Below are 21,027 nucleotides of genomic sequence, written 5' to 3'. Positions count from 1 at the left end.
TGGCGGGCGTTCGGGCTCGCCACCGGCCGCGGTGATTGACGGGGTTAGGCGGCTTGTGTGCTCTGTTTCGCGGTCCAGGCGCGGACGGCTTCGGGGTCGTAGCGCACGTGTTTGCCGACGCGGAATCCGGGCGGGCCGGTCCGTTTCTTGCGCCAGTGGTAGACAGTCTCCAGTGGCACGCCGAACAGCTCGGTGATGTCGTCGGGGGTGAGGTACCGATCGGGCAGACCGCCGCGGAGGGTGGCGCGGGGATCGGATTGAGCGGAACGTGTTCGGCTCATGGAGTCCTCGGGGAGTTGAGTCACGCTGGCTTCAGCGGTTCCTCGGACGCCTCGCGTGTCCGAGGTTCGCATTTCTGCGTCACCGCGTCACCTGCGTCATACGGGCCTTTGACCTGCGGGTTTGGATGACGCAAGGGTCTGGGCGTGCGTCACCCCTGCGTCACCGGCTGCGTCATCGGGTGACGCAGGTGACGCACGATGACGCAGAGGTTTCCGTCTGCGTCACCCCTGTTTCCGCAGTTCAGAAGCCGTTTTCCGGGCCGGGTGACGCAGGATCTTCCTACTTAGGACAAAAGAGGGGTGCCTGTAGTGCTTCGGTGCGCCTTCGCGAGTGAAGAAGGGGCCGCTTCGCGGCGCGACCCTTGGGGCGGCGCGGTGCGCCGAACAGCAAGAAGAGCACCCCGGGCGTGGTGCTCTTCTTGCCTGTCCGATTGAACGCCGGTCAGAACGCGTGCTGTTGCTCGGGCAGGGGCAGTGGTGCGGGGCGGGCCATTTCGAGGTAGCGCCCTTCTTTGGTGCGCCAGGTGTCGATGAGGACGCCTCGGGCGGCAAGGGTGGGTTGGAGGCGTTTGAGGCGGTCTGAGAGGACTTTCCCTGTGGTGGGCCAGCCTTTTAGGGAGGGAGCGCAGTTCCTCGCCCGCGTAGAGGCGGCTGAGACAGGCCAGCCACTCGGTGGACGTCATCCGCTCCGGTGCGCCGGGCGTGATGCTTTCGGCATGACGGAAAACGGTCTGCGCGAGGAGATCCCCTTCGATCACGTCGTCGTTGAGGTCGTCCAGACTCGCCCGATAGGCGTTCAGCGCACCCAATCCGGTTGCCGCGTCGAGTTGTGCGCACAGGTGGGCGGAGTCCGCCATCCGCAAATCCGTCGGCGTCTCCGCGGTCACGGCGCGGACCTTGACCGTGAGGTCCAGCAGCGACCCGAGGACGACCGGCAGGGCTTCGGCGTAGCCGGCCCACAGTTCGGCCTCGGTGCGTCGGACGCGGGGGCGTTCGAGCCGCAGGGGTAGCAGCCGTTCGGCGAGGTCCGGGCGGATGACTCCGACGTCGATGCCGGTGAGCAGGAGAGGGCGGCGGTAGCCGACGCGGAAGACGTCCCCGTCGGTGAACAGCGCCCGTTTGACGTTCTCCGCGCCGGTGACGATGCAGCACATTGCGTCGGACAGGTCCGGCGTCATGTGGCTCAGGTTGTCCAGGGCGGTGACCCAACCGGCTGCCACCGCCGCGATCAGGTTCTCCTCATCCTTTGGGGCGCGGCGCAGGTCCCCGCTCATGCCTTCAATGATCCGGACCAGCATCCGCCCGCCGGTGGACTTGCCCGCACCTTGCGGCCCGGTGAGGAACGGCGCCGGCACCGGAACGGACGGTCCGAGGCAGCCGATCAGCCACGCGATGGCCAGGCACTCAGTGTGATGCCCATGGCGGCCTGCAACTCGCCGATGCTGGGCTTGCCCCCGCCGTTGCCGTACGCGGCGACGTAGGGGCCGTCGTAGAACACGCCGTGCCGGTAGCCGCGGACCCGGCCCCGGTGCGGGACGGGCGCCGGCCGTACGGTGGTCCACCCGCCCAACTCGAAGTTGCGGTGCCGGATCACGTCCAGGCTGAACATCTCCCCGCACATCGTGAGGTCTTTGCGGATCTTCGCGCGGCCGTTGGGCTGCGCGATCACGTACGGCAGGCCGGCCACGTCCAGCAGCGTGCGCACGTCGGCGACCAGATCCACATGGGTGCGGCCCCAGCCGCGGGACCGGTTGGCGCCCACGGTCAGCGCGCATCCGGCCTGGCATGGCGGGGACGCGTGCACCATCGCGTAGCGGTAGATCCCGCCGGAGCTGATCAGGTCGGCGAGGTGGGTGAGCGCGTCGGCGCGGGTGAGGGTGAAGGGGTAGTTGGTGCGGTCGGCGGTGTCGACGCCGTGCACCTCGAACCCCGCGTCGGCGTAGCCCTTGGCGGCGCCGCCGGCGCAGCAGAACAGGTCCAGCAGTAACGGCCGGTTCGGCCGTCGCCGCATGGGAGTGTGATGGGTCATGCTGGTGGTCTCCAGTTCCTTGACGGGTGCTGGTGTGCCGTGGGCGGTGGCGGTTCCTTGGTCGGGAGCCACCGCCCACGGGCGTGTTCAGGTGGTGTGACAGGGCACGCAGCAGCCGAGCGAGGCGGGGATGACGTATCCGCGATCGGTCCGGCAGGCGGGGCAGGTGCGGCGGGCGCGCATTATCGCGTGGTGGGAGCGCCAGCGGCCCGGCGTCATGGGCCGCAACGGGCGGGCGGTGGCCGGGTCGTAGAGGCAGGCGACGCGACGACCGCGGCGCCAGCGGATCTCGCCGACCACGTCGGCGCGGCACGCACTGAGACCGATCGCGTTGAGCTGACGGCGAGTCATCAGGCCATCGGGGGCGAGGCGGTAGCGGTAGACGGGCAGGCTCACAGCGTCGTTCCTTCCTGACGCCAGGATGGTGACTGTGTGTGGTGGGGAGGGAGGCGGGGGATGCTGCCGGAGCCTGGTTTTCGGGGGTTTCCGCAGGTCCGCGGGGTGTGTCTCCCCGCCTCCCCGGTCCTTCCCCGTCACTCTGTATCAATACCGGCCGCGTCCGGAGCGGCGCCGTCGTCGCAGTCGGCCAGAGCGTCGCGGACGCGGTCGCGGTCCACGACCATCTGCCCGTGCGACTTGCGGACCGCGCCGTGCGGGTCCAGGACGCGCTTGAGGTCCATGAACGTCCAGCCGCGGTACTCGCGCGGGTTGTGGGCCGACAGGCGGTTGAGGACTTCCTGGGTCCGCACCCGTGTGTCGGTGCCGAGGACGGTGTTCACGTCGGCGAGGTGGTCCGGCTTCTCGCCGGCGGCCGGTACGACCGTGGCAGCGGCGGGGGTGATGCCGTCGCGCAGCGCCAGTGCCCGCGCGACGACCGGCGTGACCTGGTCGGTGCTGGCGTCTTTGCGGACGTAGTAGGCGCGGACCAGCTCGAACGCGTTGGAGGTGAAGCCTACTGTCAGGGCGGTGCCGATGTTCTCGGCGGGGTTGAGGGTGGTGGCGGTGATCCCGGTCCGGTGCTTGCCGGTTCCGAGCAGTCCGTCGTTCGCGACGTGGTCGCCGACCGCGAACGCGACCCGGTGGCTGGTGTTGCGGGTGACGTCCTTGGGGATGCTGGACGTGGTCGGGGAGACGGTGACGAACACCAGGGTGATGCCGACCTTCCGCGCCTTCTTCAGCACCTTGATGGCCAGCTCGGCGGCCTCCGGGCCGTAGGTCTTGTGCTCGAACAGCTCGTGGCACTCGTCAAAGACGACCACCCTCGGGCGCATGCGGGGGTCGCGTTCGGCCAGTTCACGGGTGAGTTTGACGCTGCCCCCGCCGAGTTCGGCCAGCAGCTTGCCGCGTTCGGTGACCTCGTCCCGCAGGTCCCGCAGCGCGTGGAGGGCGGCCTCGACCTGTTCGTCGTCGTTGCCCTTGACCAGGGTGCAGAGCCGTTCGTGCATCGGGTCGTAGTCGACGTTGCAGGCCATGACGTAGACGTCGATCTCGACCAGCGGATCGAGCATCGCACCCAGCAACAGCCCGACGACCAGCGACGACTTACCCGAACCCATGATCCCGCCGACCATGTAGTTGGCGGCCATGAGCTTGCCGAGCACCGGTTCCCCGCGCTGCGAGACGCCGACCGGCACGCCCTTGAAGTAGTCCGCGGTCCCCTCGGTCAGCAACGGCCACGCCGGCACGCTGCCGGACAGTGATCCTTGGTCGGCGACCCACAGATCCAGGGTGCCGGGGGCGTTGGCCGGTTCGGTCGGCCAGACCTCCACGGGCAGGCGCAGCAGGTTGTGGGCCAGCACGTCCTTGTGCTTGTTGATCATCTCGACGGTGACGCCCATCGGGAGCTGCACCTGGGAGTGCCAGCCCTTCCCCAGCCTCGTGGTGGGCTGCATCCACCGCGGCTGCCAACCGGCCTTGAAGGCCTGGTTCATGGGTCCGATGTTCAGGTGCCGCAGCGCGTCCAGGATCGCGCCCTCATCCGGCACCACGTCCCGCTTGTCCTGCTCCGAGGGCGGCAATGCCCACTGTGGTGCGGCCTGCCCGCGGCGTCCGGTGTTCCACAGGCCCAGGAACGCCAGCCACGGCGCGAGGAACAGCGCCGGGCCCCACACCACGGACACGATCAGCACCACCCAGCGGATCATGTCGACGGTGAACATCACCGGACCGATGACCAACAACGGGTCGCGCTCGGCAACGGCCAGGATCGTGCCCAAGGCGAGCAGACCGCCCGCGCCGCCGGCGGCGCCGTAGGCGGCGGACTTCACCAGCCGGGGCCCGGAGGTCAGCAGGTCCATACGGCGCTGGTGACGCTGCTGCCGGAACAACTCCGCGCGCTGCTCCCACTCCTTCGCCACCTCGTGCTGCCCCGCGGCCTCGGCCGAGCGCATCATCCGCTCGTGCCGGGCAACCGTCCGCCCGTCCCACGTCCGCTTCGCCACGATCCGCACCCCGCGGGCGACGTAGGCGGTGTGCCGGACGGCGAGACGGGCAACGGTCTTGGTGCGGTCATGGGTGATGACGTGGGCCGTCACACCCGCGGCACGCCGCAGGCGGGCCGCGTGACGCCCCGCCGTGCGACGCTCGGCGGCGGGGCCGGACGCGATGACGACCCCTTCAAGCACTTCACGCGGGGCGTCGGCGGGTATGTCGGCGGCGTCCGGGCCCGTGTCGTGCTTGGTCAGATCCGGGACGGGCCGGGCCCGCCGCGTGTGAATGTCGATGATCTCGGTCATGCTGGGTTCTCCTGCTCTCCGAGGTGAGGCGCGGGGGCCCGGACCGGCCGGTTGCCTTGGCGGATGTGCGGCCGGTCCGGGGCGAAATCACTTCTTGGCGGCCTGCTCGGCGCGTGTACGGGCGCCGTCGATGATGCGGTCAATCCGGTTTGGCTGACGTGACGTCAGCACACCGCCGCGCAGGCACGCTAGGGCGGTGATGCGTGCGATGTCGGCGGCCTCGCCCGTGGTCAGCGGCGGGTCGTTGGGGTGGGTTCGGATCACGGCTGGTCACCGCTTCCGGATGTCGCGGTAGATGCCGTAGACGACCAGCGCGACCAGGGCGAGGGACGCGATGGCGATGGCGAGGGCGACCGCGGCGAACGCCACGGTGATCATGAGCATCGATCCGCCGACGGCGATGGCGAGCCACTTGCCCGTGGTGCCGGACTGCTGGACCACGACCGGCGGGGGCGGGACCGGCTGCTGTGCCTGGACGGTCTGCGCGGCCTGGACCGCGGCGAGGATGAGCGCGAACTGTTCGCCCTGCTTCGCGGCTTCGACTGCTTCGGCGGACGCTGCGCTGATGTGCGTCAGGTCGGTCACGGCCGGGTACCGCCGGTCTGCTGGTCGGTGTCGGTGGTGCAGCGCTTCCACGCGGCGCGCAGCCGCATTTCGGCTGCGGTGTGGCCGGCGGCGCGGAAGCGGGCCGCCATGTCGCGGTACGACGGCGGCCGGGTCGAACTGGCCAGGATCGCGGTCACGATCGCGTCCAGTCCGTCATCGGTGAGCGCCGACGCGTCCAGCGCGGGCACGGGGTCGACCGGCCCCCACACCGGCAGTTGCCAACGCGCCTGTGACGCGGGTGTGGCGCGGCCGGTCACGCTGGTCAGCGCGTGCGCGGCACTCTCATTTGCGCGCGCCTTCTCCAGCACCGCCCACGCCTCCGACAACGCCGAAGCTGTGGCGGCCTGGACACGGGCGACACGCGAACCCGCGGTGGTCACGGCCAGCAGCCGGGTTTCCTCCGTCGAGGCATCCGCGTGCAACCGGGCGCGGGCAACGGCCGCGGTGTCTCGGGCTTCCTGCTGAATCCCGGCGATGGCCTCCAGAGCGGCCGGGGCGAGCGCGGTGCGCTCCCACAGGCCGTGCACCAGCCACAGGGCTTTTGGCGGCGACCGGCAGCCACGCCACGGCCAGCCACGCACCCGCGGACGCTTCCGCGAGCATGGCGTGTGCGACCAGCACGCCGGTGGCGACCAGGCCGAAGCACCAGCCGACCGCAGTGACGCCACGGGAGTGGTCGCCCTGCGCGGCAAGACGGCGTTCGTAGGCCAAGGTGGCCAGCCAGCCAGCCAGCCAGCCGCCGTCCAGACCGAGACCCACGACCAGCGCGACCGGCCACGGCATCGCCGTGCCCAGCCACATCACCACCACTGCGAGAGTGAGGACCATCGACACGACCGTCATGGCGACCGCGGGGGCGACTGTCAGAAGCTTCCTTCGCAGGTGCGTTCGCCGGTTCTTCGCGCACCGCCTTCCTGGCCGGTGGGCTGCACGGTGAGGGACGCGATCAGTTCGACGTTGGTGGTGTCGTGGTCGGGGGCCGGGTACGCCTCGCACCACTCCCACTCCGCACCGGCCGCTCCCTGGTAGCCCAGATCGGCCAAGGCCTCACGCCGCGCGGCGGGGGTCGGGACCGGCGAACCCTGCGGCCAGATGAACACCGCGTTGTTCGAGAGCAGAGAGCCTGCCGACGCCACGAACAGGTGCCACCGGCCGTCAGGATGTACCGACATCAGAGCGCGGTCCGGTGTGCTCATACCGTACCCCCAACCGTGATCACCGCGGCAACGAGCAGCAGCACCCCGGCAACTCCGGCCAGCAACAGCACCGCGAGACCGCCGATAAGCATTGCTGCCGGCGGAAGATGGCGGCCGGACCCCACGGTCCACACTCCGGCCAGCATGGCCCCGACGAACGCCAGTAACAGCGACGCCTTGGTGTCGGTGCGGCTGATCTCGGCTTTCACGTCCGCGCGGGCGGCGTCCAGATTCACATCCGTGCGCGCCGTGCCCGCGCCGGGCGTGGTGTCGGTGGTGGTCATGCCGCCACCTGCTTCCCCCGCGGACGGCACCGCGCCGGAACCACCGGACGGGCCGGCGCCAGCGCCAGCAGCTCCGGCCACGTGCGGCCGATCGTCTCGGCCGCCAGCGCGGTGGTCCGGTCGTACAGGGCCGGGTCATCGGCGAGGATGTCGCGCGCCGCAGCCTCACGGGCCGCGCGCTCCTCCGCGCCCTCACCGTCGACACCGAGCCACAAGTCCGGCGGGGTGCCAAGGGCCAGTTCGAGGAAGTCATCAGTACTCAGGGCCCGGTGCGGGCCGACGTAATCACGCATGAGTTGAGGTCTCCAGACGGGTGCTGGTGTGCCGTGGTCGGTGGCGTTTCCTTGGTCGGGAACCACCGACCACGGGCGGGAACAAAGGAAAGAGAGTCGAGCGTTCCGGCTCCCCTCAGCCCTGCCCGTACGAGACGGGCAGGGGAGGCAACCGGCCGCAGCGCAAGACGCCGCGATGGCTGATGACGTGCAGAGATGTCTCCTCCAGGACTGCGGCCCCCGTATCAGGTAGAGCCGCCATGGCCTGTTTCAGGCAGAGACGTGACCTTTCGCTCTCGTGCCCTCCGGGATGCAAAGGCTCCGGGCGCCTCCCCCCGACCAACGCGGGGCTCCTGCGTTGTAGCCATTGTCCGTACAATTGCTATAACTGAGGTGCTGGCATGGCGAGACGTGCAGCGTCAAGCACGTTGCTTGCATTGACTGGACAATGCCTACAACCTGCGGCTTTGATGGAGGCGTGACGGTGAACCGACTCGGGCGAAACCCGATGTACCAGCAGATCGCGGACGCGATCCGGGCGCAGATCGACACCGGACAACTCGCTCCGAAAGCCAAACTGCCCACCGAGGCGGAGCTAAGAGACGAGTACGGCGTCTCCCGGGAGACGGTGCGCAAGGCGCTCGGCCTGCTCGTCAACGAAGGCTTGGTCGTGTCTGCCCGCCCGCAGGGGCACTTCGTGCGCCAGCGTCAGCCGATGGTGTTCCGGCCGCAGGCGGAATTCCGAGAGCGGCCCTACACGCCGGAGATGGACGCCTTCGTGACCGAGTACAGCGCGGAGGGGCGCGAGCCTCGGCAGGAGATCGAGGTGGCGATCGTGGAGCCGCCGGCCGACGTGGCGAAACGACTCAGGCTTGAGCCGGGGAAGCTGGTCGCCATACGGAAGCGCGTCCGGTACTTGGACGGTGAGCCCTTCAACACGAACGACAGCTATTTCCCGCTGGACATAGTGCGGGACTCAGAGATCATGCGCCCGGAGAACATCACGCGGGGCACCAACGAAGTGCTTGCCAAACTTGGTTATCGCCAAGTGCGTGCCCTGGACGAGCTATACGTCCGGATGCCGGTCCCGGACGAGGCACACCGCCTCGACCTCGGTCCCGGTACACCTGTAGGGATTCACCTGACAACGGGCTTCACAGGTGATGGCCTTCCGGTACGCGTCGCCGTGACCACGCTACCCGGCGACCGTCACGTCATCTCATATGAGCGTCGACGTGAGACCGCAGAAGGTGGCGCATGAAAGGACCTACGCATTCGTGCTGCGCGCCTAGATGAGTTGGACACGGTTGAGGCCCTGCTGCACGAGGCATCTAAGTGGCTCGCTTCGCGCGGGATCGACCAATGGCAATTCCCGCCGCATCGAGATCGTATCCTGCGAGCTTTGTCCGAAGGCGATGTCTTTTTGGGTACTTGCGACGGTCACGTAATCGCCACACTGCAAGTGGATACTTACGCAGACCCAGAATTTTGGACCCCAAATGACCAACCTGACGATGCGCTGCTTGTACATCGGATGGTAGTCACCCGAGAATCGGCTGGTATTGGAGTGGGTGGCACTCTGCTCGACTGGGCCGCGGCGCGTGCCGCCGCGGCGGGTAAGTCTTGGCTGCGACTCGATGCATGGAAAGATAACCGTTCCCTGCATCGCTACTACGAAATCGCAGGGTTCGCCTTGGTGCGTGTGGTTGACCTCCATCACCGGGGCTCAGGAGCGCTGTTCCAGCGGCCCGCGAAAAATTCGAACTGAATTTATTTAGCATCGCGAAGGTTGGCTCATGGAATTTCTAGCTACTGCCCGTTGATGTACTCGTTCGATGCGACAGCTTTTTTGAGCTGTTCTGCGTAAGAGTCGATTAGTAGTCGAACCCCATCGATTCGATCCTCCACATCGACCGCATCGAAGCTAACCAATTCTCCATGTGCGACTTGATTCCGAGCCTTCACCAATCTCCGGTCGATGAACACACTGCGGGTCTCGTAGAGTGGTAGTACGTCTAGCCCGATTCCTCGGAGAATGTCTTTAAATACTAGCGACGAGAGATTGCTCTCTGTGTCGATGCATTTTTCCGGGGAAACTTTGAATATTTCATTTCGGCGTCGATCGATTTCTTCCAACATCTCACCTAGATAACGAGTTTTTGAACTAGCGGCTGCCCTCTTGAATGATGAGGAGACGTGCGCGGCTTGGAGTGAGAACTTGAGTTCTGAAACCTTGATTCTGACGCCGTTGACATAATTCACATAGTCAGAACTGCTCTGCTTCACGAAGCCTTCCCAGTGCGCGTACGCGAGAACAATAGCAGACCGCGCAATGCAGCTCAGCCTGTGAGGGTCTGGATTATCGCCTTTTACCATAAGAGTGAGGTTGGAAAGTTCAACCTTACGGCGCGCCAATTGTCTATCGATTCCGTCAACGAATGCCGAAGATTCCATATTGAATCCTTGGCTATGCGGCGAAGAGTAGCCGGCCGAATGGAATTGTTCTCTTCATTCGCTGATCGGCGCGGACCCCTGTAGCGTGTCCGGGTGCGAATTTTTCATCTGCCCAGAGAGTTTTGCGAGCAGCGATGACGTGTGCAGATGTGAAACTTCCGCTTGGCATGAAGTGGCCGAGACCAAGGGCGAGCACCTCGAATGCGCTGGAAGAAAATGCGCCTTCGCTCCGCTCTGAATTTGGATTCCACTTACGTAGAGCGTCACTCCCCAATGCGTCACTCAGTAGCGCGAAGCATTCCCGGAAGGCTTCCCTCTCTTCTTTCAGTTTTTCGTCGCTGAATTCAATGATTGATAGAATTTCGGAAGAAAGAAATTCGCCAATGTTTCCGATGGCGGAAATTTTCTCTTCTGGTAGGTTGCGAAGCGAGACGAACCTAAGTGCCAACTCTAGGTGATATTGTTCGTTAATTAGCCTATCGGGAAGATTCAATACATTCTTGAATGCATCCATAGACGAGATTTCTTGTAGCCAATCAAAGTGCTTTTTGCTAAGGCTAACCAGTAGGCAGTTTCGAAGCTCCTGCGGTGTAGCTAGGCTGCCGAAGGAATTAAGTCGCTGAAACAGGTCGTACTTAGCCCGGTTGTCACTTTCACGCTTGATAATCTTGACATCTACCCGTGCTCGCTTAAAGTCGAGCTGCTGAGCACGACTCAGGTGACTGCTCGCATGCTCGCTCCGGTCGTACGAGACGCCTTCCAAGCTCGACAGGAATGGACCTGCTTGACAGATCAAAGGATCCATCAGATCTCCATCTTCGTCGCGAAGAATTCCCATGAACTGGAAGATCGTCGATAGCCTCTGTACACCGTCCACTACATCCCAGATTCCATCCTCGTTTTGAGCGACAAAAATACTCGGGAGTGGGATCCCCAACAGGATGCTCTCAATAAGTTTCGTCCGCTGTGCTCCGGTCCAGCGGAAGATGCGTTGAAATTCTGGATGGATGTCCATTTCGCCGTCGCGATACAAGTTCGCGATTTCGCTAATCGACATGGGGTAAGAGTCGGTTGTGATTCTCTGCCGGTATAGGGTGAGTTCCTCTTCGAGTTCCATTTCTGAATGTTAGCATCGCTGGACGCTTCCGGGGTGCCTTGCGGAGCGGTCTGCGCACGAACCCTGAGATCCTAGTTGGACAGGGGTCTACTGTGCAGGCGTCTATCCGACCATCTTGCGGGGTGGACGTGGTGACGTGAGCACTCTCAGTCGGGAGTGTCGGTCCCATGGATCAGAATGCACGTGCGTATCTCGTGTCGCATGGCCGAGGCCGAGACGCGCTGTTCAACTAGAGGTTGAACCGCGGGCGGTTGACCAGGGAAGACAGAAGAATCGTCATGTAGTGCTCGATTACCCGCGATCCGATATGGGGCATCCGTGGGGCCGAAGATCACACTAGGCGTATACGCGCCGCTCAGACGCCACCCGCTGCGCAGTCTGTAAATCCGTCGTTGAACGACGTGGCCACTGTCCGCGCAGCCCACCCGCAGCAGGTCGCAATCTCGGGGCTGCGGGTTACCGGGCCGTCTGTGGGCCGTACGAGGTCGGCCGGGGACACCCAGGGACCACCGCCAACAACCGCCCCCGCGCTGGTCAGCGCGAGGGCGGGGGAGGGGACCGCAGGTGGGTTCCCTTGATCATCAGTTCTGGTTGAAGAAGCCGTCGCCGCCGCGCTTGGCGTCGGCGTTCATGACCATGTAGTCGGCGGGAGTCAGCAGGAAGACCCTGGTGGCGACGCGCTCGATGGAGCCGCGCAGCCCGAACGTGAGACCGGCGGCGAAGTCGACGACGCGCTTGGCGTCGCTCGGCTCCATGCCGGTGAGGTTGACGATGACCGGGACGCCCTCGCGGAACAGCTCCCCGATGCCGCGCGCGTCCCGGAAACCGTCCGGGGTCACGGTGGCGATCCTGCGGCCCTGCTCTTCGGCGGTCTCGGTGGCCACCCGCACCCGCGGGTCGGTCACCCACGTGTCAGCCCGCTCGGAGCCCTCGCCGTAGTCGGCGTACTCCTCGTCGTAGTAACCCTCGCCGCTGTTGTCGTCAACGAGGCCCAGCCAAGCACTCGCCCGTCGAACCGATCCCATGGACGCCTCCTCTCTCACACGGTCAGTACCGTCCGCAGTCCTATGGTCGTCCATGATGTGGATGATGTGCCAAGCGGATTGCCGCCAGTCAGGCGTCTTGTGACGGTACTGGTGCACACGATAGTGGCGGATCGTCAGGCAGGCCCAGGGATATGGCCCCTGACACTTCGTTGGGAGCGCTCCCCACTTCCGGGTGACACGCGGGGCCGTCCGGCCGTACGCGCGCTCGTAGGCACGGCCGTACGTGTCGTCGTAAGTCCGCTCGTATCCGGCGCCGACCGGCCGGCCCCGAACCGTCGTACACGATCCGCGCGTCGTGGCGAGCGGCCGACCGTGGGCCCGTCCGGGCCCGTACGGCTGCCGCCGGCGACTCACCCCTGCCCCCGGCTGCGGATAATATGTCCGCCGGTCGCAGGGGTCGGCCCTGCGGGCGGGCGAGTTCAACGGGGGAGCACGCGATGTTCGGGATCATCAGGCCGTGTCGGCACCGCATGTCCGAGGGGCTCGCGGCCTCCTGGACGGCCCACTTGTGCGGCCTGTGTCTCGCGTTGCGGGACGGGCACGGCCAGTTCGCGAGAATCGCCACCAACTACGACGGACTCGTCGTGTCGGTGCTCGTCGAGGCGCAGACGGCCGTGTCCGGTGACGCCGACAGCCTGCGCCGCAAGGCCGGGCCGTGCCCGCTGCGCGGGATGCGGACGGCGCCGGTCGCCATGGGGGAGGGCGCGCGGCTGGCCGCGGCCGTCTCGCTGGTGCTCGCCTCGGCGAAGATGCGTGACCATGTGGAGGACGCCGACGGGGCGTTCGCCCGGCGGCCTGTCGCCGCGGCGGCCCGTACGGTCGCCCGCCGCTGGGACCGGGCCGGGGCGCGTACCGGTGACAGCCTGGGCTTCGACACCGCGGTGCTGCTCGACGCGGTCGGGCGGCAGGGCGGGATTGAGGCGGCGGCCGGACTCGGCACCTCGCTGCTGACCGTCACCGAGCCCACCGAGACGGCGACCGCCGCGGCCTTCGCGCACACCGCCGTACTCGCCGGGCGGCCCGCCAACCGGGAACCGCTGGCGGAGGCCGGACGGCTCTTCGGACGGCTCGCCCACCTCCTGGACGCGGTCGAGGACCTGGCCGAGGACACCCGCTCCGGCGCCTGGAACCCGCTCACCGCGACCGGCACCGACCTCGCCGAGGCGCGGCGGCTGTGCGACGACGCGCTGCACGGCATACGGCTCGCGCTCCGCGACACCGACTTCGCCGGGTCCGCCTCGGGCAAGCTCACCCATGTCCTGCTCGTCCACGAATTGGGACGGTCGGTGGACAGGGCCTTCGGCACCGGCGGTTGCGCGCACCAGGGCGCGGCGCCGTCCGCCGCCTCGCCCCCGCCGGGCAACCCCTACGCGCCGGGCGCGCCCGGCGGCACTCCGCACGGTCCGGGCCAGCGGCCGAACGCGCCCGGCGGCCCCGGTTTTCCCGGCGGCTTCCCGCCGCCCGAGCCGCCGCGCAGGCGCGGACTGGTCATGGGCTGCCTGGTCTACGCCGGGATGTGCTGCACCTGTGAGCTGTGCTGCCGCGAGCACGACGACCCATGGAGCGGGCAGCGCCGCGACTCCTGGTGCAGCAACTGCGACTGCGACTGCGACGGCTGCTCGGACTGCGGTGATTGTTGCGATTGCTGTGACTGCTGCGACTGCGGGTGCGACTGCTGAGGCTGTACGGCGGGGCGTGCGGATGAGCTGTTCGGGTGAGGTGTTCGGGTGAGCTGTACGAATGAGCTCTACGAATGAACTCTGCGAATGAGGTCGGGCCCGTAGCGGGAGCCCGGTGGGCGGGACGGCCTGCGGGGGTGACCTGCGAGGGGAGCGCCCGAGGGAGGGCGGCCAAACGGCGGGGCTGCGTGCGCGCGTGTGTGAGGACGGGACGATCCGTCGGAGAAAGGTCAGCTACAACAACACGACGCCGACCACACCCGACCGAAGTCGATGTGGCCGCGAGTGACGAGCCGACAGCTACGCATGCCCACAGTGCAGCAGCCCATCAGGGCATCCGTCAACCACGCTGAGACGCGTGGTCCAGCACCTGGACATGCTTGACAGCGGGTGACGGCGTCGGCATAGCCTCGTGTCAAGGCCCTTGACGGGCCCAGCCGCGTTGAGGGACGCGGCGGCCTGTGTGAAGACGACTCCCGTGCCCCTTCCGCGTGTCCACGGAGCCTTCGCATGCCTGCTGCCTTCTCCCCTTCTTCTCCCTCGCCTTCTTCCTCTTCTTCCCCGGCCGCCGCGTCGCCGGGTGCCTCCGTGACCGCCGCCGCTGCCGCCGCGCCGCCCGCACCCGCCGTCCGGCGTCGTACGCGCTCGCTGCATCTCGCCGCCGCGATCGACGTCCCCGACCGCTACGAGGTGGCCTCGTACGGGGAGTTGGCCCGGCTCGCGGAGGGCGGCGCGCTGGACTTCGTCACCCTGGACGGCGCGGCCGACGCCGATCCGCTCGCCGTACTCACCGCGGTGGCCGCCGAGACCGGCCGGATCGGGCTCGTCCCCGCGGTGCCCGTGACCCGCGCCGGGCCGCGTGGTGTCGCGGCGGCGGTCGGCGCCCTGGATTCGGCCAGCCGGGGCCGGGCCGGCTGGACGCCCCGGGCGGTGCCAGAGCCGGTGCCTGAGTCGGCGTCCGGTCCGGCGTCCGGTCGGAGGTCCGAGTCGAGGGCCGGGGGGACGGCCGGGGGGACGGCCGACCTGAGATCCGGTCCGAGATCCGCGCTCACGCCGAAAGCGAGAGCCGAGGCGATGTGGCGGGAGACGGCGGCCGTCGCCGAGGCGGTCGCGCGGGAGTGGGACGGCGGCGCGCCCGGCCCGCGGGTGCGGCAGGGGCGGCCGGTCACGGCGGTGGACGCGACCGAACCCGCCGCCCGCGCCGTCGCGGCCCGGTACGCCGACCTCGCCTTCGTCCGCGCCGCGGGTCCAGAGACCGCCGGGCTGGTACGGGACGAACTGCGGCGGCTGGCGGTCGGAGCGGGGCGGGACCCGGACCGGCTGCTGGTGCTCGCCGAACTCTCCGTCGACCTCGGCGGCGGCGAGATCGGCCCGGAGCCGGGCGCCGAGATCACCCTGGTGCCGGACGGCGCGGGCGGCGTGCTGTTCTGCGGCGGCCCCGTCGACCTGGCCGAGCTGATCGCCGCGTGGCAGCAGGCGGGCGCGGTCGACGGCTTCCGCGTCCGGCCGGTGGAGCCCCGACGTGATCTGGAGCGCTTTGTGAACGGGACCACCGCGCTGCTCCAGCACCGGGGTCTGTTCCGCTCCTTCCACCCGGGCGCGACACTGCGCGAACACCTGGGCCTGCACCGCCCGTTACCGGACCTCCGGTGAACCGCCCGTCTCACCGGTCGGACGGCGGTGCGTCGCCGCGCGCCTCCTCCCGAGACTCCGCGCGCCTCCTCCCGAGACTCCGCGCGCCTCCTTCCGAGGCTTCGCACGTCCTGTCCCATGACTCCGCGCGCCCTCTCCCGCGACACTCCCCGTACCCCCTCACGGCACACTCCCCGCAGGTCACCGCCGTGCGAGCGCGTCCGGCTCGCGCGGCCCGTATGGAAGGCTTGGTCGGCATGAGCGCAGAAACGGTTCTTGCTTGGAAGCGGTGGCACGAGCGGCGGGCCGAGACCGTCGCGGCGCCGTACGGTCCGCTGGCCCTGATCGGTACGTACTGGCTCGACGACGTGGCCGGGGACGGGACGATCCCCGGACTGCCGGGCCGGTGGCGGCAGGACGGCGGGGCGGTGGTGCACGAGGCGGACGGCGTGTCGACCCTGCTGGAGGCCGAGGGCGAACCGGTGTTCCTGCCGGACGGCAGGAAACTGCTGGCGATCGTCCGCGAGGGCCTGCTCGCCGTACGGGTCTGGGACCCGCGGTCGCCCGCCCGTCTGGCCTTCGCCGGGATCGCGGCCTTCGACCCCGACGAGCGCTGGGTGCTGCCCGCGGTCTTCCGCCCGTTCGAGGCCGACCGCACCGTCCGGGTACCGAACGCGGACGGCCGTGAGCGCGGTCTCGGCCTCGGCGGCGAGCTGGCGTTCACGGTGGACGGGACCGAGCACACGCTCGCCGTGACGGTCGAGGACGACGGCAGGCTGTGGGGCGTCATCGCGGACGCGACCAGCGGAACCAGCACCTTCCGGTTCCGTTTCCTGCACGCGCCCGCGCCGGACGCCGACGGTTCGCTGACGCTGGACCTGAACCGTACGACGCTGCCGCCGTGCGCTTTCGCGGACGCCTTCATCTGCCCGTTCCCGCCGCCGGGCAACACCCTGGCCTTCGCGCTGGAAGCGGGGGAGCGGGCAGTTCTCACCAACTGAGACAGCGTCACATCCGGTTGCCCCGGCGGTTTTTGGACCGCCGGGGCAGCGCTGTGTCAGGCGCCGTACGGACATTCGGCCGAACTACCCGGCCGAAAGGCCCCCTTGTGTGTTGCCTGTGGGATCTGAATACTCCTGTGAGTGCTTGTCAGGCGTATGAGGCGTTCGAATATCGGATCGAGTCTGACAGTACACCGACAAATCCCCCCGCAACCTCCCACCCCCACAGGAGGAAACGAGTGAAGACCACCCGGCGCATACAGCTTCTGGCCGTCACCTCCGGCCTGATCGCCGCCACCGCCATCGCACTCCCGTCGGCGAGCGCCACCCCCACCCCCAAGGCCACGCCCGACGCGGCCGCCACCCTCGCGACCCACCTCGGCGCGAACAGCACCGCGGGCACCTACTACGACGCGGCGAGCAAGACCACCGTCGTCAACGTCACCACCCAGGCCGCGGCCGACAGCGTCCGCGCCGCGGGCGCCACCCCGCGCCTGGTCAGCCACAGCGCCGCGCAGCTCGCCAAGGCGGGCGACGCGACCAAGGCGGCCGACGTCGCGGGCACCGCCTGGTCCGTCGACCCGCGCAGCAACACCCTGGAAGTCAGCATCGACAGCCGGGTCACCGCCTCCCAGCTCGACCAGCTCAAGAAGTCCACGGCCGGCTTCGGCGACGCCGTGCGCATCAACCGGGTCGAGGGCACCTTCAACACGCTGCTCTCCGGCGGCGACGCGGTGCAGACCACCCAGTGGCGCTGCTCGGTGGGCTTCAACGTCCGCAGCGGCAGCACGTACTACTTCCTGACCGCGGGTCACTGCACCGAGGGCAAGCCCGCGTACTACACCACCTCCGGCACCTACATCGGCCCGACGACGGGCACCAGCTTCCCGACCAACGACTACGGCATCGTCCGCTACGACTCGACGGTCGCCCATGACGGCACCGTCGGCAGCCAGGACATCACCAGCGCCGCCAACGCCTACGTCGGCGAGTCCGTCACGCGTCGCGGCTCGACCACCGGCATCCACAGCGGCACCGTCCAGGCCCTCAACGCCACCGTCAACTACGGCAACGGCGAGATCGTCTACGGTCTGATCAAGACCAACGTCTGCGCCGAGCCCGGCGACAGCGGCGGCTCCCTCTACGACGGCACCAAGGCCATCGGCCTGACCTCCGGCGGCAGCGGCAACTGCTCCTCCGGCGGGACCACGTACTTCCAGCCCGTCACGGAGGCGCTGAGCGCGTACGGGGTCAGCGTCTACTGAGCCGTCCGCCGAAACCCGCGCGAGTAAGCGAGGCCCGCGCGAGTCGGCGTGAATCGGCCGAGCGGGCGGAAGCCTTGCGAGCAAAGGCAGTTCACCCGCTCAACAGCTCCACCGTCCGGCGCACCCACCGCACCCCGCGCGGTGGGGGCGCCGGTTCGTACAGACTGGACGGCATGCTGGAAACCTCGGCGCGGCTGTTGCGCCTGCTCTCGCTGCTCCAGTCACGCCGCGACTGGACGGGGCCCGACCTCGCCGAGCGGCTGGACGTCACCGCGCGCACGATCCGCCGTGACGTCGAGCGGCTGCGGGCGCTCGGCTATCCCGTGCACGCGGCGCCCGGCACCGCGGGCGGCTACCGGCTGGGCGCGGGCGCCGCGCTGCCGCCGCTGCTGCTCGACGACGAGGAGGCGGTGGCGGTCGCGCTCTGCCTGCGCACCGGGGCGGGCAGCAGCGTCGAGGGGATCCAGGAGACGTCGGTACGCGCGCTGACCAAGCTGGAGCAGGTGCTGCCGTCCCGGCTGCGGCACCGCGTCCAGGCGATGCAGGCGGTCACCGTACGGCCGCGCGCCGCCGGCCCGACGGTCGGCCAGGAGGTGCTGACCGTGATCGGCGCCGCGTGCCGGGACCGGGAGCTGCTGCGCTTCGACTACCGCGACTACGCGGGCAAGGCCAGCCGCCGGGCCGTGGAACCGTACCGGCTCGTCCACCACGGATGGCGCTGGTACCTGCTCGCCTACGACGTCGACCGCGCGGACTGGCGGACCTTCCGCGTCGACCGGATGGAGCCCAAGCCGCCCACCGGCCCGCGCTTCACGCCCCGCGAACTGCCCGAGGACGCGGCGGAGTACGTGGCCAAGGGCGTCACCTCGCACGCGTACCGCTTCCAGGCGCGCGTGGTGCTGCACGCGCCCGCCTCGACCGTCCGGCAGATCTGGGCGGGTTTCGGAGCGGTCGACCCGATCGACGCCGACACCTGCGAACTGACCACCGGCTTCGAGTCGTTGGACGCGCTGGCGATGTTCGTCGGCATGCTCGGGGTGGACTTCGAGGTGCGGGAGCCGCCCGAACTCGCCGATTATCTGCGGGTGGTGGCGGGGCGGCTGACGCGGGCGGCGGACCGCGGGGTGGCCGACGGGACGGAGGCGTCCTCGGGGCCGGGGTGAGCAAGGCTCAGTCGAAAGCGACCGCTTGACGGAGCGTCACACTCCGTTCGCCCAGGTAGGTGGTGTGCGAGCTGACCACCGGCGGCACCCGCAGCGCCTCGTGCTCGCGCGGGAGACGGCGGATTCCGGTGAAGGGGCCGCCCGCGGCGCTGAGTTCGGCGACCGCGTCGAGCAGCGCCACGTCATCGGCGCCGAGCGCGTCGAACGGCTGGTCCATCGGCGGGTCGGCCAGCCCCCAGCCGTCCCACACCAGCAGTTCGGTGCTGTTGAGCATCGCCAGGTCGAGCAGCAGATTGTGCTGCACGAACCACCACCCTCGCAGACCGAGGAGTTCGACCCCGTACGTCCGCGGTTCCGCCGCGCCCGACCGGCAGTCCTGCCACGCCCGGCCCGCCACCACGAACCGGTCGCGCGGCACGTCGAACGGGTCGAAGTCGATGCCGTGCGCGCTGATCAGCTCGGGCGCGGCCATCTGCGCGTCGACCAGCCGCCAGCTCGCGCGGTCCGCGTCCCAGTACTCGGTGATCCAGTGGTCGTCGTGGAAACCCGGTGTGAAGTACGTGGCGTAGCCGCCGCGGACCCTGGCGGGGACGCCCTTCTCGCGCAGCGCGGAGCACAGCAGCAGCGCGAAGTCCCGGCAGGTACCGGCGAATCGCTCCTCCGGGCGGCGCGGGCGGTCGAGCGGCGCGTCGCACAGGCCGCGCGCCACCGCGAGGATGTCCGCGGCGTAACGGGTCTCCGCCTCGGCGTCCTTGCGGTCGCGCGGCAGCTCGTACCCGAACAGGTGCGTCTCCTCCCGGTGGACGAGCAGACTGCGCACCGTCTCGGCGAGGACCCCCGGGTCGGCGGGCAGCCCGGCGAAGACGTCCGTGCCGCCCGGATCGCTGGCCACGCTCTGCGTCCGGTAGAAATCGAACTCATTTTCGTCCATGAGGGAACTCTGCCGGGAATTCCCGCCGGAATTCAACCTGTTCGGCCGGCTGGCCGTATCAATCGGTGTCGCGGCGCCGGGCCTCAGGGGGCCTCAGGTCAACGGGCCGCTGGTGGCGCCCTCTTCGCGGCCCCAGCCATAGGCGCGGTCGGCGCGCAGCTTGATCACCAGGCGGTGGTCGGCGACCATCGCGGCGCGGTACTCGTCCCAGTCCGGGTGCTCGCCCCGGAGCGCGCGGTACAGGTCGACCAGCTCCTCCACGGTCGCGTCGTGCGGATCGGCGGCCACCGGGGTGAGTTCGGCGTCGCCCTCGGCGACCAGGTACGCGCCGAGGTCGGGCGTGGAGACGTAGAAGCTGGCCCGCGGGTCGCGGCGCAGATTGCGGGTCTTCGCGCGGTCGTCGGTCGCCGAGACGCGGATGGTGCGGGTCGAGTCGTCGTAGTGGAAGGTCACGTTGGACAACTGCGGCCGGCCGTCCCGCTTCAGCGTGACGAGGACGCCGTTGAGCTGCCGCTGGAGGAGGTCGAACAGCGGGTGGGCGGAGGTTTCCTGACGGCTCATCATCGCTCCGGTTCTGATCGTGGGGCTTCGGGGTGGTGGCCGGTGGCCGGTGCGGCCTCGGGCACGGGTGCGGGTGCGGGTGCGTGGTCATGCTGGTGCTGGTGCTGGTGCTGGTGCTGGTGCTCGTCGTGGTCGCGCTCGCGGGCTGGCTCGTGCTTGTGGTCGGGCTGTGCGGGTCCCGGTCCGGCGTCGGGTTCAGTGAGGGGAAACGCCATCACCGTCGCGCCGATTCCGACCGTGCCCGGCGAATGCGGCGCTCGCGCCGCGTCGTGCAGCTCGTCGAAGAGCGCGGCCAGTCGGACACGGAAGGTGTCCCAGACCTCGGGCGCCACCCATAGCTCCGCGTCCGAGGTCACCCCCGCGGCGCCCGGCGCGCGGCGGCCCGCCCGGTCGCGCAGATTGTGGGCCAGTGCCTCGGCGATCAGCAGCGCCCCCTCGTCCCGCTGATCGGAGAGCGGGGAGCCGTGCACCGCGCGGTAACGGCGCTCCCTGCCGCCGCGGTTGGCGCGCACCTCGGCGAGTTCCACCAGGCCGACCGCGTCCAGCCTGCGCAGATGCTGACTGGCCAGGGCGTGCGAGACGCCCAGTTCGCGGGCGAGTTCCGCGGCGGACAGCGGCGCGTTCCAGACCAGGGACACGATGCGCAGCCGCACCGGGTGGGCGAGGGCTCTGAGGAGGGGATCGGTCGCCGTCATGTGCCCATTAGACCGTCCACGGCCGCGGGAAGCGGGCAGGCGGTTGCCGTCGCTGACTCCCAAGCAATATGTTGGGAGTC

Annotated in this window: 22 protein-coding genes and 2 pseudogenes; 7 read left to right on the top strand and 17 right to left on the bottom strand. The window is 68.7% G+C overall.

Annotated features, from left to right (window positions below; all coding sequences use genetic code 11):
• Positions 1-44: 44 nt before the first annotated feature.
• The 11 genes and pseudogenes from ACFY9V_RS13235 to ACFY9V_RS13185 all read right to left on the bottom strand — a co-directional run bounded on the left by ACFY9V_RS13235 (position 45) and on the right by ACFY9V_RS13185 (position 7,424).
• Complete coding sequence (locus ACFY9V_RS13235) at positions 45-281, bottom strand: helix-turn-helix domain-containing protein (RefSeq protein ID WP_391161349.1); 237 nt, start codon at positions 279-281, stop codon at positions 45-47.
• 442 nt (positions 282-723) lie between these two features.
• Positions 724-1,693, bottom strand: a pseudogene (locus ACFY9V_RS13230) (ATP-binding protein); the annotation flags it as partial.
• Positions 1,663-2,310, bottom strand: coding sequence for a DNA methylase (locus ACFY9V_RS13225; protein ID WP_391161348.1), 648 nt, complete (start codon positions 2,308-2,310; stop codon positions 1,663-1,665). The pseudogene ACFY9V_RS13230 and the gene ACFY9V_RS13225, both read right to left, overlap by 31 nt.
• A gap of 87 nt (positions 2,311-2,397) precedes the next feature.
• The gene (locus ACFY9V_RS13220) at positions 2,398-2,706 is read right to left on the bottom strand and encodes an RRQRL motif-containing zinc-binding protein (protein ID WP_391161347.1); all 309 of its coding nucleotides are present in this window, start codon (positions 2,704-2,706) and stop codon (positions 2,398-2,400) included.
• Between the two features lie 137 nt (positions 2,707-2,843).
• Positions 2,844-5,045 carry an FtsK/SpoIIIE domain-containing protein gene (locus ACFY9V_RS13215; protein WP_391161346.1) on the bottom strand — a complete coding sequence of 734 codons (2,202 nt, stop codon included), beginning with the start codon at positions 5,043-5,045 and terminating at the stop codon, positions 2,844-2,846.
• 87 nt (positions 5,046-5,132) lie between these two features.
• Positions 5,133-5,309, bottom strand: coding sequence for a DUF6257 family protein (locus tag ACFY9V_RS13210; RefSeq protein ID WP_391161345.1), 177 nt, complete (start codon positions 5,307-5,309; stop codon positions 5,133-5,135).
• 6 nt (positions 5,310-5,315) lie between these two features.
• Positions 5,316-5,630 carry a hypothetical protein gene (locus tag ACFY9V_RS13205; RefSeq protein WP_391161344.1) on the bottom strand — a complete coding sequence of 105 codons (315 nt, stop codon included), beginning with the start codon at positions 5,628-5,630 and terminating at the stop codon, positions 5,316-5,318.
• Positions 5,627-6,494: pseudogene (locus ACFY9V_RS13200) on the bottom strand (protein spdB). The gene ACFY9V_RS13205 and the pseudogene ACFY9V_RS13200 overlap by 4 nt, the downstream one beginning before the upstream one ends.
• Before the next feature lie 20 nt (positions 6,495-6,514).
• Positions 6,515-6,823 carry a DUF6303 family protein gene (locus tag ACFY9V_RS13195; RefSeq protein WP_391161342.1) on the bottom strand — a complete coding sequence of 103 codons (309 nt, stop codon included), beginning with the start codon at positions 6,821-6,823 and terminating at the stop codon, positions 6,515-6,517.
• 20 nt (positions 6,824-6,843) lie between these two features.
• Positions 6,844-7,131, bottom strand: a complete 288-nt coding sequence (locus ACFY9V_RS13190; RefSeq protein ID WP_391161340.1) for a hypothetical protein — start codon at positions 7,129-7,131, stop codon at positions 6,844-6,846.
• On the bottom strand, positions 7,128-7,424 hold the full coding sequence (locus tag ACFY9V_RS13185) for a hypothetical protein (protein WP_391161339.1): 297 nt from the start codon (positions 7,422-7,424) through the stop codon (positions 7,128-7,130). Before ACFY9V_RS13185 ends, ACFY9V_RS13190 begins: the two co-directional genes overlap by 4 nt.
• 457 nt (positions 7,425-7,881) lie before the next feature.
• Between ACFY9V_RS13185 and ACFY9V_RS13180 the strand changes: the two genes are divergently transcribed.
• On the top strand, positions 7,882-8,664 hold the full coding sequence (locus ACFY9V_RS13180) for a UTRA domain-containing protein (protein WP_391161337.1): 783 nt from the start codon (positions 7,882-7,884) through the stop codon (positions 8,662-8,664).
• A 36-nt stretch (positions 8,665-8,700) separates the two neighbouring features.
• Entirely contained in the window at positions 8,701-9,171 is a 471-nt protein-coding gene (locus ACFY9V_RS13175) for a GNAT family N-acetyltransferase (protein WP_391161335.1), read from the top strand.
• Positions 9,172-9,212: 41 nt separating this feature from the next.
• Here ACFY9V_RS13175 and ACFY9V_RS13170 read toward each other — a convergent pair whose 3' ends face one another.
• From ACFY9V_RS13170 to ACFY9V_RS13160, 3 genes are all read right to left on the bottom strand, one after another.
• A complete protein-coding gene (locus ACFY9V_RS13170) occupies positions 9,213-9,857 on the bottom strand; it encodes an MAE_28990/MAE_18760 family HEPN-like nuclease (protein WP_391161333.1) in 645 nt (214 codons plus the stop codon).
• Positions 9,858-9,870: 13 nt separating this feature from the next.
• Complete coding sequence (locus ACFY9V_RS13165; RefSeq protein WP_391161331.1) at positions 9,871-10,974, bottom strand: DUF262 domain-containing protein; 1,104 nt, start codon at positions 10,972-10,974, stop codon at positions 9,871-9,873.
• 581 nt (positions 10,975-11,555) lie between these two features.
• Positions 11,556-11,999, bottom strand: coding sequence for a cell division protein SepF (locus ACFY9V_RS13160; RefSeq protein ID WP_391161329.1), 444 nt, complete (start codon positions 11,997-11,999; stop codon positions 11,556-11,558).
• 458 nt (positions 12,000-12,457) lie between these two features.
• On the opposite strand from ACFY9V_RS13160, the gene ACFY9V_RS13155 reads away from it, so the two are divergent.
• From ACFY9V_RS13155 to ACFY9V_RS13135, 5 genes are all read left to right on the top strand, one after another.
• A complete protein-coding gene (locus ACFY9V_RS13155; protein ID WP_391161327.1) occupies positions 12,458-13,699 on the top strand; it encodes a DUF5685 family protein in 1,242 nt (413 codons plus the stop codon).
• Positions 13,700-14,287: 588 nt separating this feature from the next.
• Positions 14,288-15,352, top strand: a complete 1,065-nt coding sequence (locus ACFY9V_RS13150) for an FMNH2-dependent monooxygenase (protein WP_391161325.1) — start codon at positions 14,288-14,290, stop codon at positions 15,350-15,352.
• 236 nt (positions 15,353-15,588) lie between these two features.
• Complete coding sequence (locus ACFY9V_RS13145) at positions 15,589-16,332, top strand: DUF1684 domain-containing protein (RefSeq protein WP_391161323.1); 744 nt, start codon at positions 15,589-15,591, stop codon at positions 16,330-16,332.
• Positions 16,333-16,571: 239 nt separating this feature from the next.
• On the top strand, positions 16,572-17,597 hold the full coding sequence (locus tag ACFY9V_RS13140) for an alpha-lytic protease prodomain-containing protein (RefSeq protein WP_391161321.1): 1,026 nt from the start codon (positions 16,572-16,574) through the stop codon (positions 17,595-17,597).
• A gap of 173 nt (positions 17,598-17,770) precedes the next feature.
• Complete coding sequence (locus tag ACFY9V_RS13135) at positions 17,771-18,760, top strand: WYL domain-containing protein (RefSeq protein ID WP_391161319.1); 990 nt, start codon at positions 17,771-17,773, stop codon at positions 18,758-18,760.
• A 7-nt stretch (positions 18,761-18,767) separates the two neighbouring features.
• Here ACFY9V_RS13135 and ACFY9V_RS13130 read toward each other — a convergent pair whose 3' ends face one another.
• The 3 genes from ACFY9V_RS13130 to ACFY9V_RS13120 all read right to left on the bottom strand — a co-directional run bounded on the left by ACFY9V_RS13130 (position 18,768) and on the right by ACFY9V_RS13120 (position 20,947).
• Positions 18,768-19,691, bottom strand: a complete 924-nt coding sequence (locus tag ACFY9V_RS13130) for a transglutaminase domain-containing protein (protein WP_391161316.1) — start codon at positions 19,689-19,691, stop codon at positions 18,768-18,770.
• Positions 19,692-19,784: 93 nt separating this feature from the next.
• Positions 19,785-20,252: a PPOX class F420-dependent oxidoreductase gene (locus ACFY9V_RS13125; protein WP_355333452.1), complete on the bottom strand. Its 468-nt coding sequence runs from the start codon at positions 20,250-20,252 to the stop codon at positions 19,785-19,787.
• Positions 20,252-20,947 (bottom strand): helix-turn-helix domain-containing protein, encoded by a 696-nt coding sequence (locus ACFY9V_RS13120; protein WP_391161313.1) that lies wholly within the window; start codon positions 20,945-20,947, stop codon positions 20,252-20,254. Before ACFY9V_RS13120 ends, ACFY9V_RS13125 begins: the two co-directional genes overlap by 1 nt.
• Between the last annotated feature and the right edge of the window lie 80 nt (positions 20,948-21,027).

The organism is Streptomyces sp. NPDC008317 (genome assembly GCF_042955955.1).
Lineage (GTDB): Bacteria > Actinomycetota > Actinomycetes > Streptomycetales > Streptomycetaceae > Actinacidiphila.
Note: the sequence above shows the minus strand (reverse complement) of the source record. Positions and strands in the feature narration are given on the sequence as shown.

Excerpts from the sequence above, each read along its gene's own strand:
- ACFY9V_RS13235 (WP_391161349.1), bottom strand. The coding sequence starts at position 281 with ATGAGCCGAACACGTTCCGCTCAATCCGATCCCCGCGCCACCCTCCGC.
- ACFY9V_RS13225 (WP_391161348.1), bottom strand. The coding sequence starts at position 2,310 with ATGACCCATCACACTCCCATGCGGCGACGGCCGAACCGGCCGTTACTG.
- ACFY9V_RS13215 (WP_391161346.1), bottom strand. The coding sequence starts at position 5,045 with ATGACCGAGATCATCGACATTCACACGCGGCGGGCCCGGCCCGTCCCG.
- ACFY9V_RS13195 (WP_391161342.1), bottom strand. The coding sequence starts at position 6,823 with ATGTCGGTACATCCTGACGGCCGGTGGCACCTGTTCGTGGCGTCGGCA.
- ACFY9V_RS13190 (WP_391161340.1), bottom strand. The coding sequence starts at position 7,131 with ATGACCACCACCGACACCACGCCCGGCGCGGGCACGGCGCGCACGGAT.
- ACFY9V_RS13185 (WP_391161339.1), bottom strand. The coding sequence starts at position 7,424 with ATGCGTGATTACGTCGGCCCGCACCGGGCCCTGAGTACTGATGACTTC.
- ACFY9V_RS13170 (WP_391161333.1), bottom strand. The coding sequence starts at position 9,857 with ATGGAATCTTCGGCATTCGTTGACGGAATCGATAGACAATTGGCGCGC.
- ACFY9V_RS13165 (WP_391161331.1), bottom strand. The coding sequence starts at position 10,974 with ATGGAACTCGAAGAGGAACTCACCCTATACCGGCAGAGAATCACAACC.
- ACFY9V_RS13160 (WP_391161329.1), bottom strand. The coding sequence starts at position 11,999 with ATGGGATCGGTTCGACGGGCGAGTGCTTGGCTGGGCCTCGTTGACGAC.
- ACFY9V_RS13155 (WP_391161327.1), top strand. The coding sequence starts at position 12,458 with ATGTTCGGGATCATCAGGCCGTGTCGGCACCGCATGTCCGAGGGGCTC.
- ACFY9V_RS13145 (WP_391161323.1), top strand. The coding sequence starts at position 15,589 with ATGAGCGCAGAAACGGTTCTTGCTTGGAAGCGGTGGCACGAGCGGCGG.
- ACFY9V_RS13135 (WP_391161319.1), top strand. The coding sequence starts at position 17,771 with ATGCTGGAAACCTCGGCGCGGCTGTTGCGCCTGCTCTCGCTGCTCCAG.
- ACFY9V_RS13130 (WP_391161316.1), bottom strand. The coding sequence starts at position 19,691 with ATGGACGAAAATGAGTTCGATTTCTACCGGACGCAGAGCGTGGCCAGC.
- ACFY9V_RS13125 (WP_355333452.1), bottom strand. The coding sequence starts at position 20,252 with ATGAGCCGTCAGGAAACCTCCGCCCACCCGCTGTTCGACCTCCTCCAG.
- ACFY9V_RS13120 (WP_391161313.1), bottom strand. The coding sequence starts at position 20,947 with ATGACGGCGACCGATCCCCTCCTCAGAGCCCTCGCCCACCCGGTGCGG.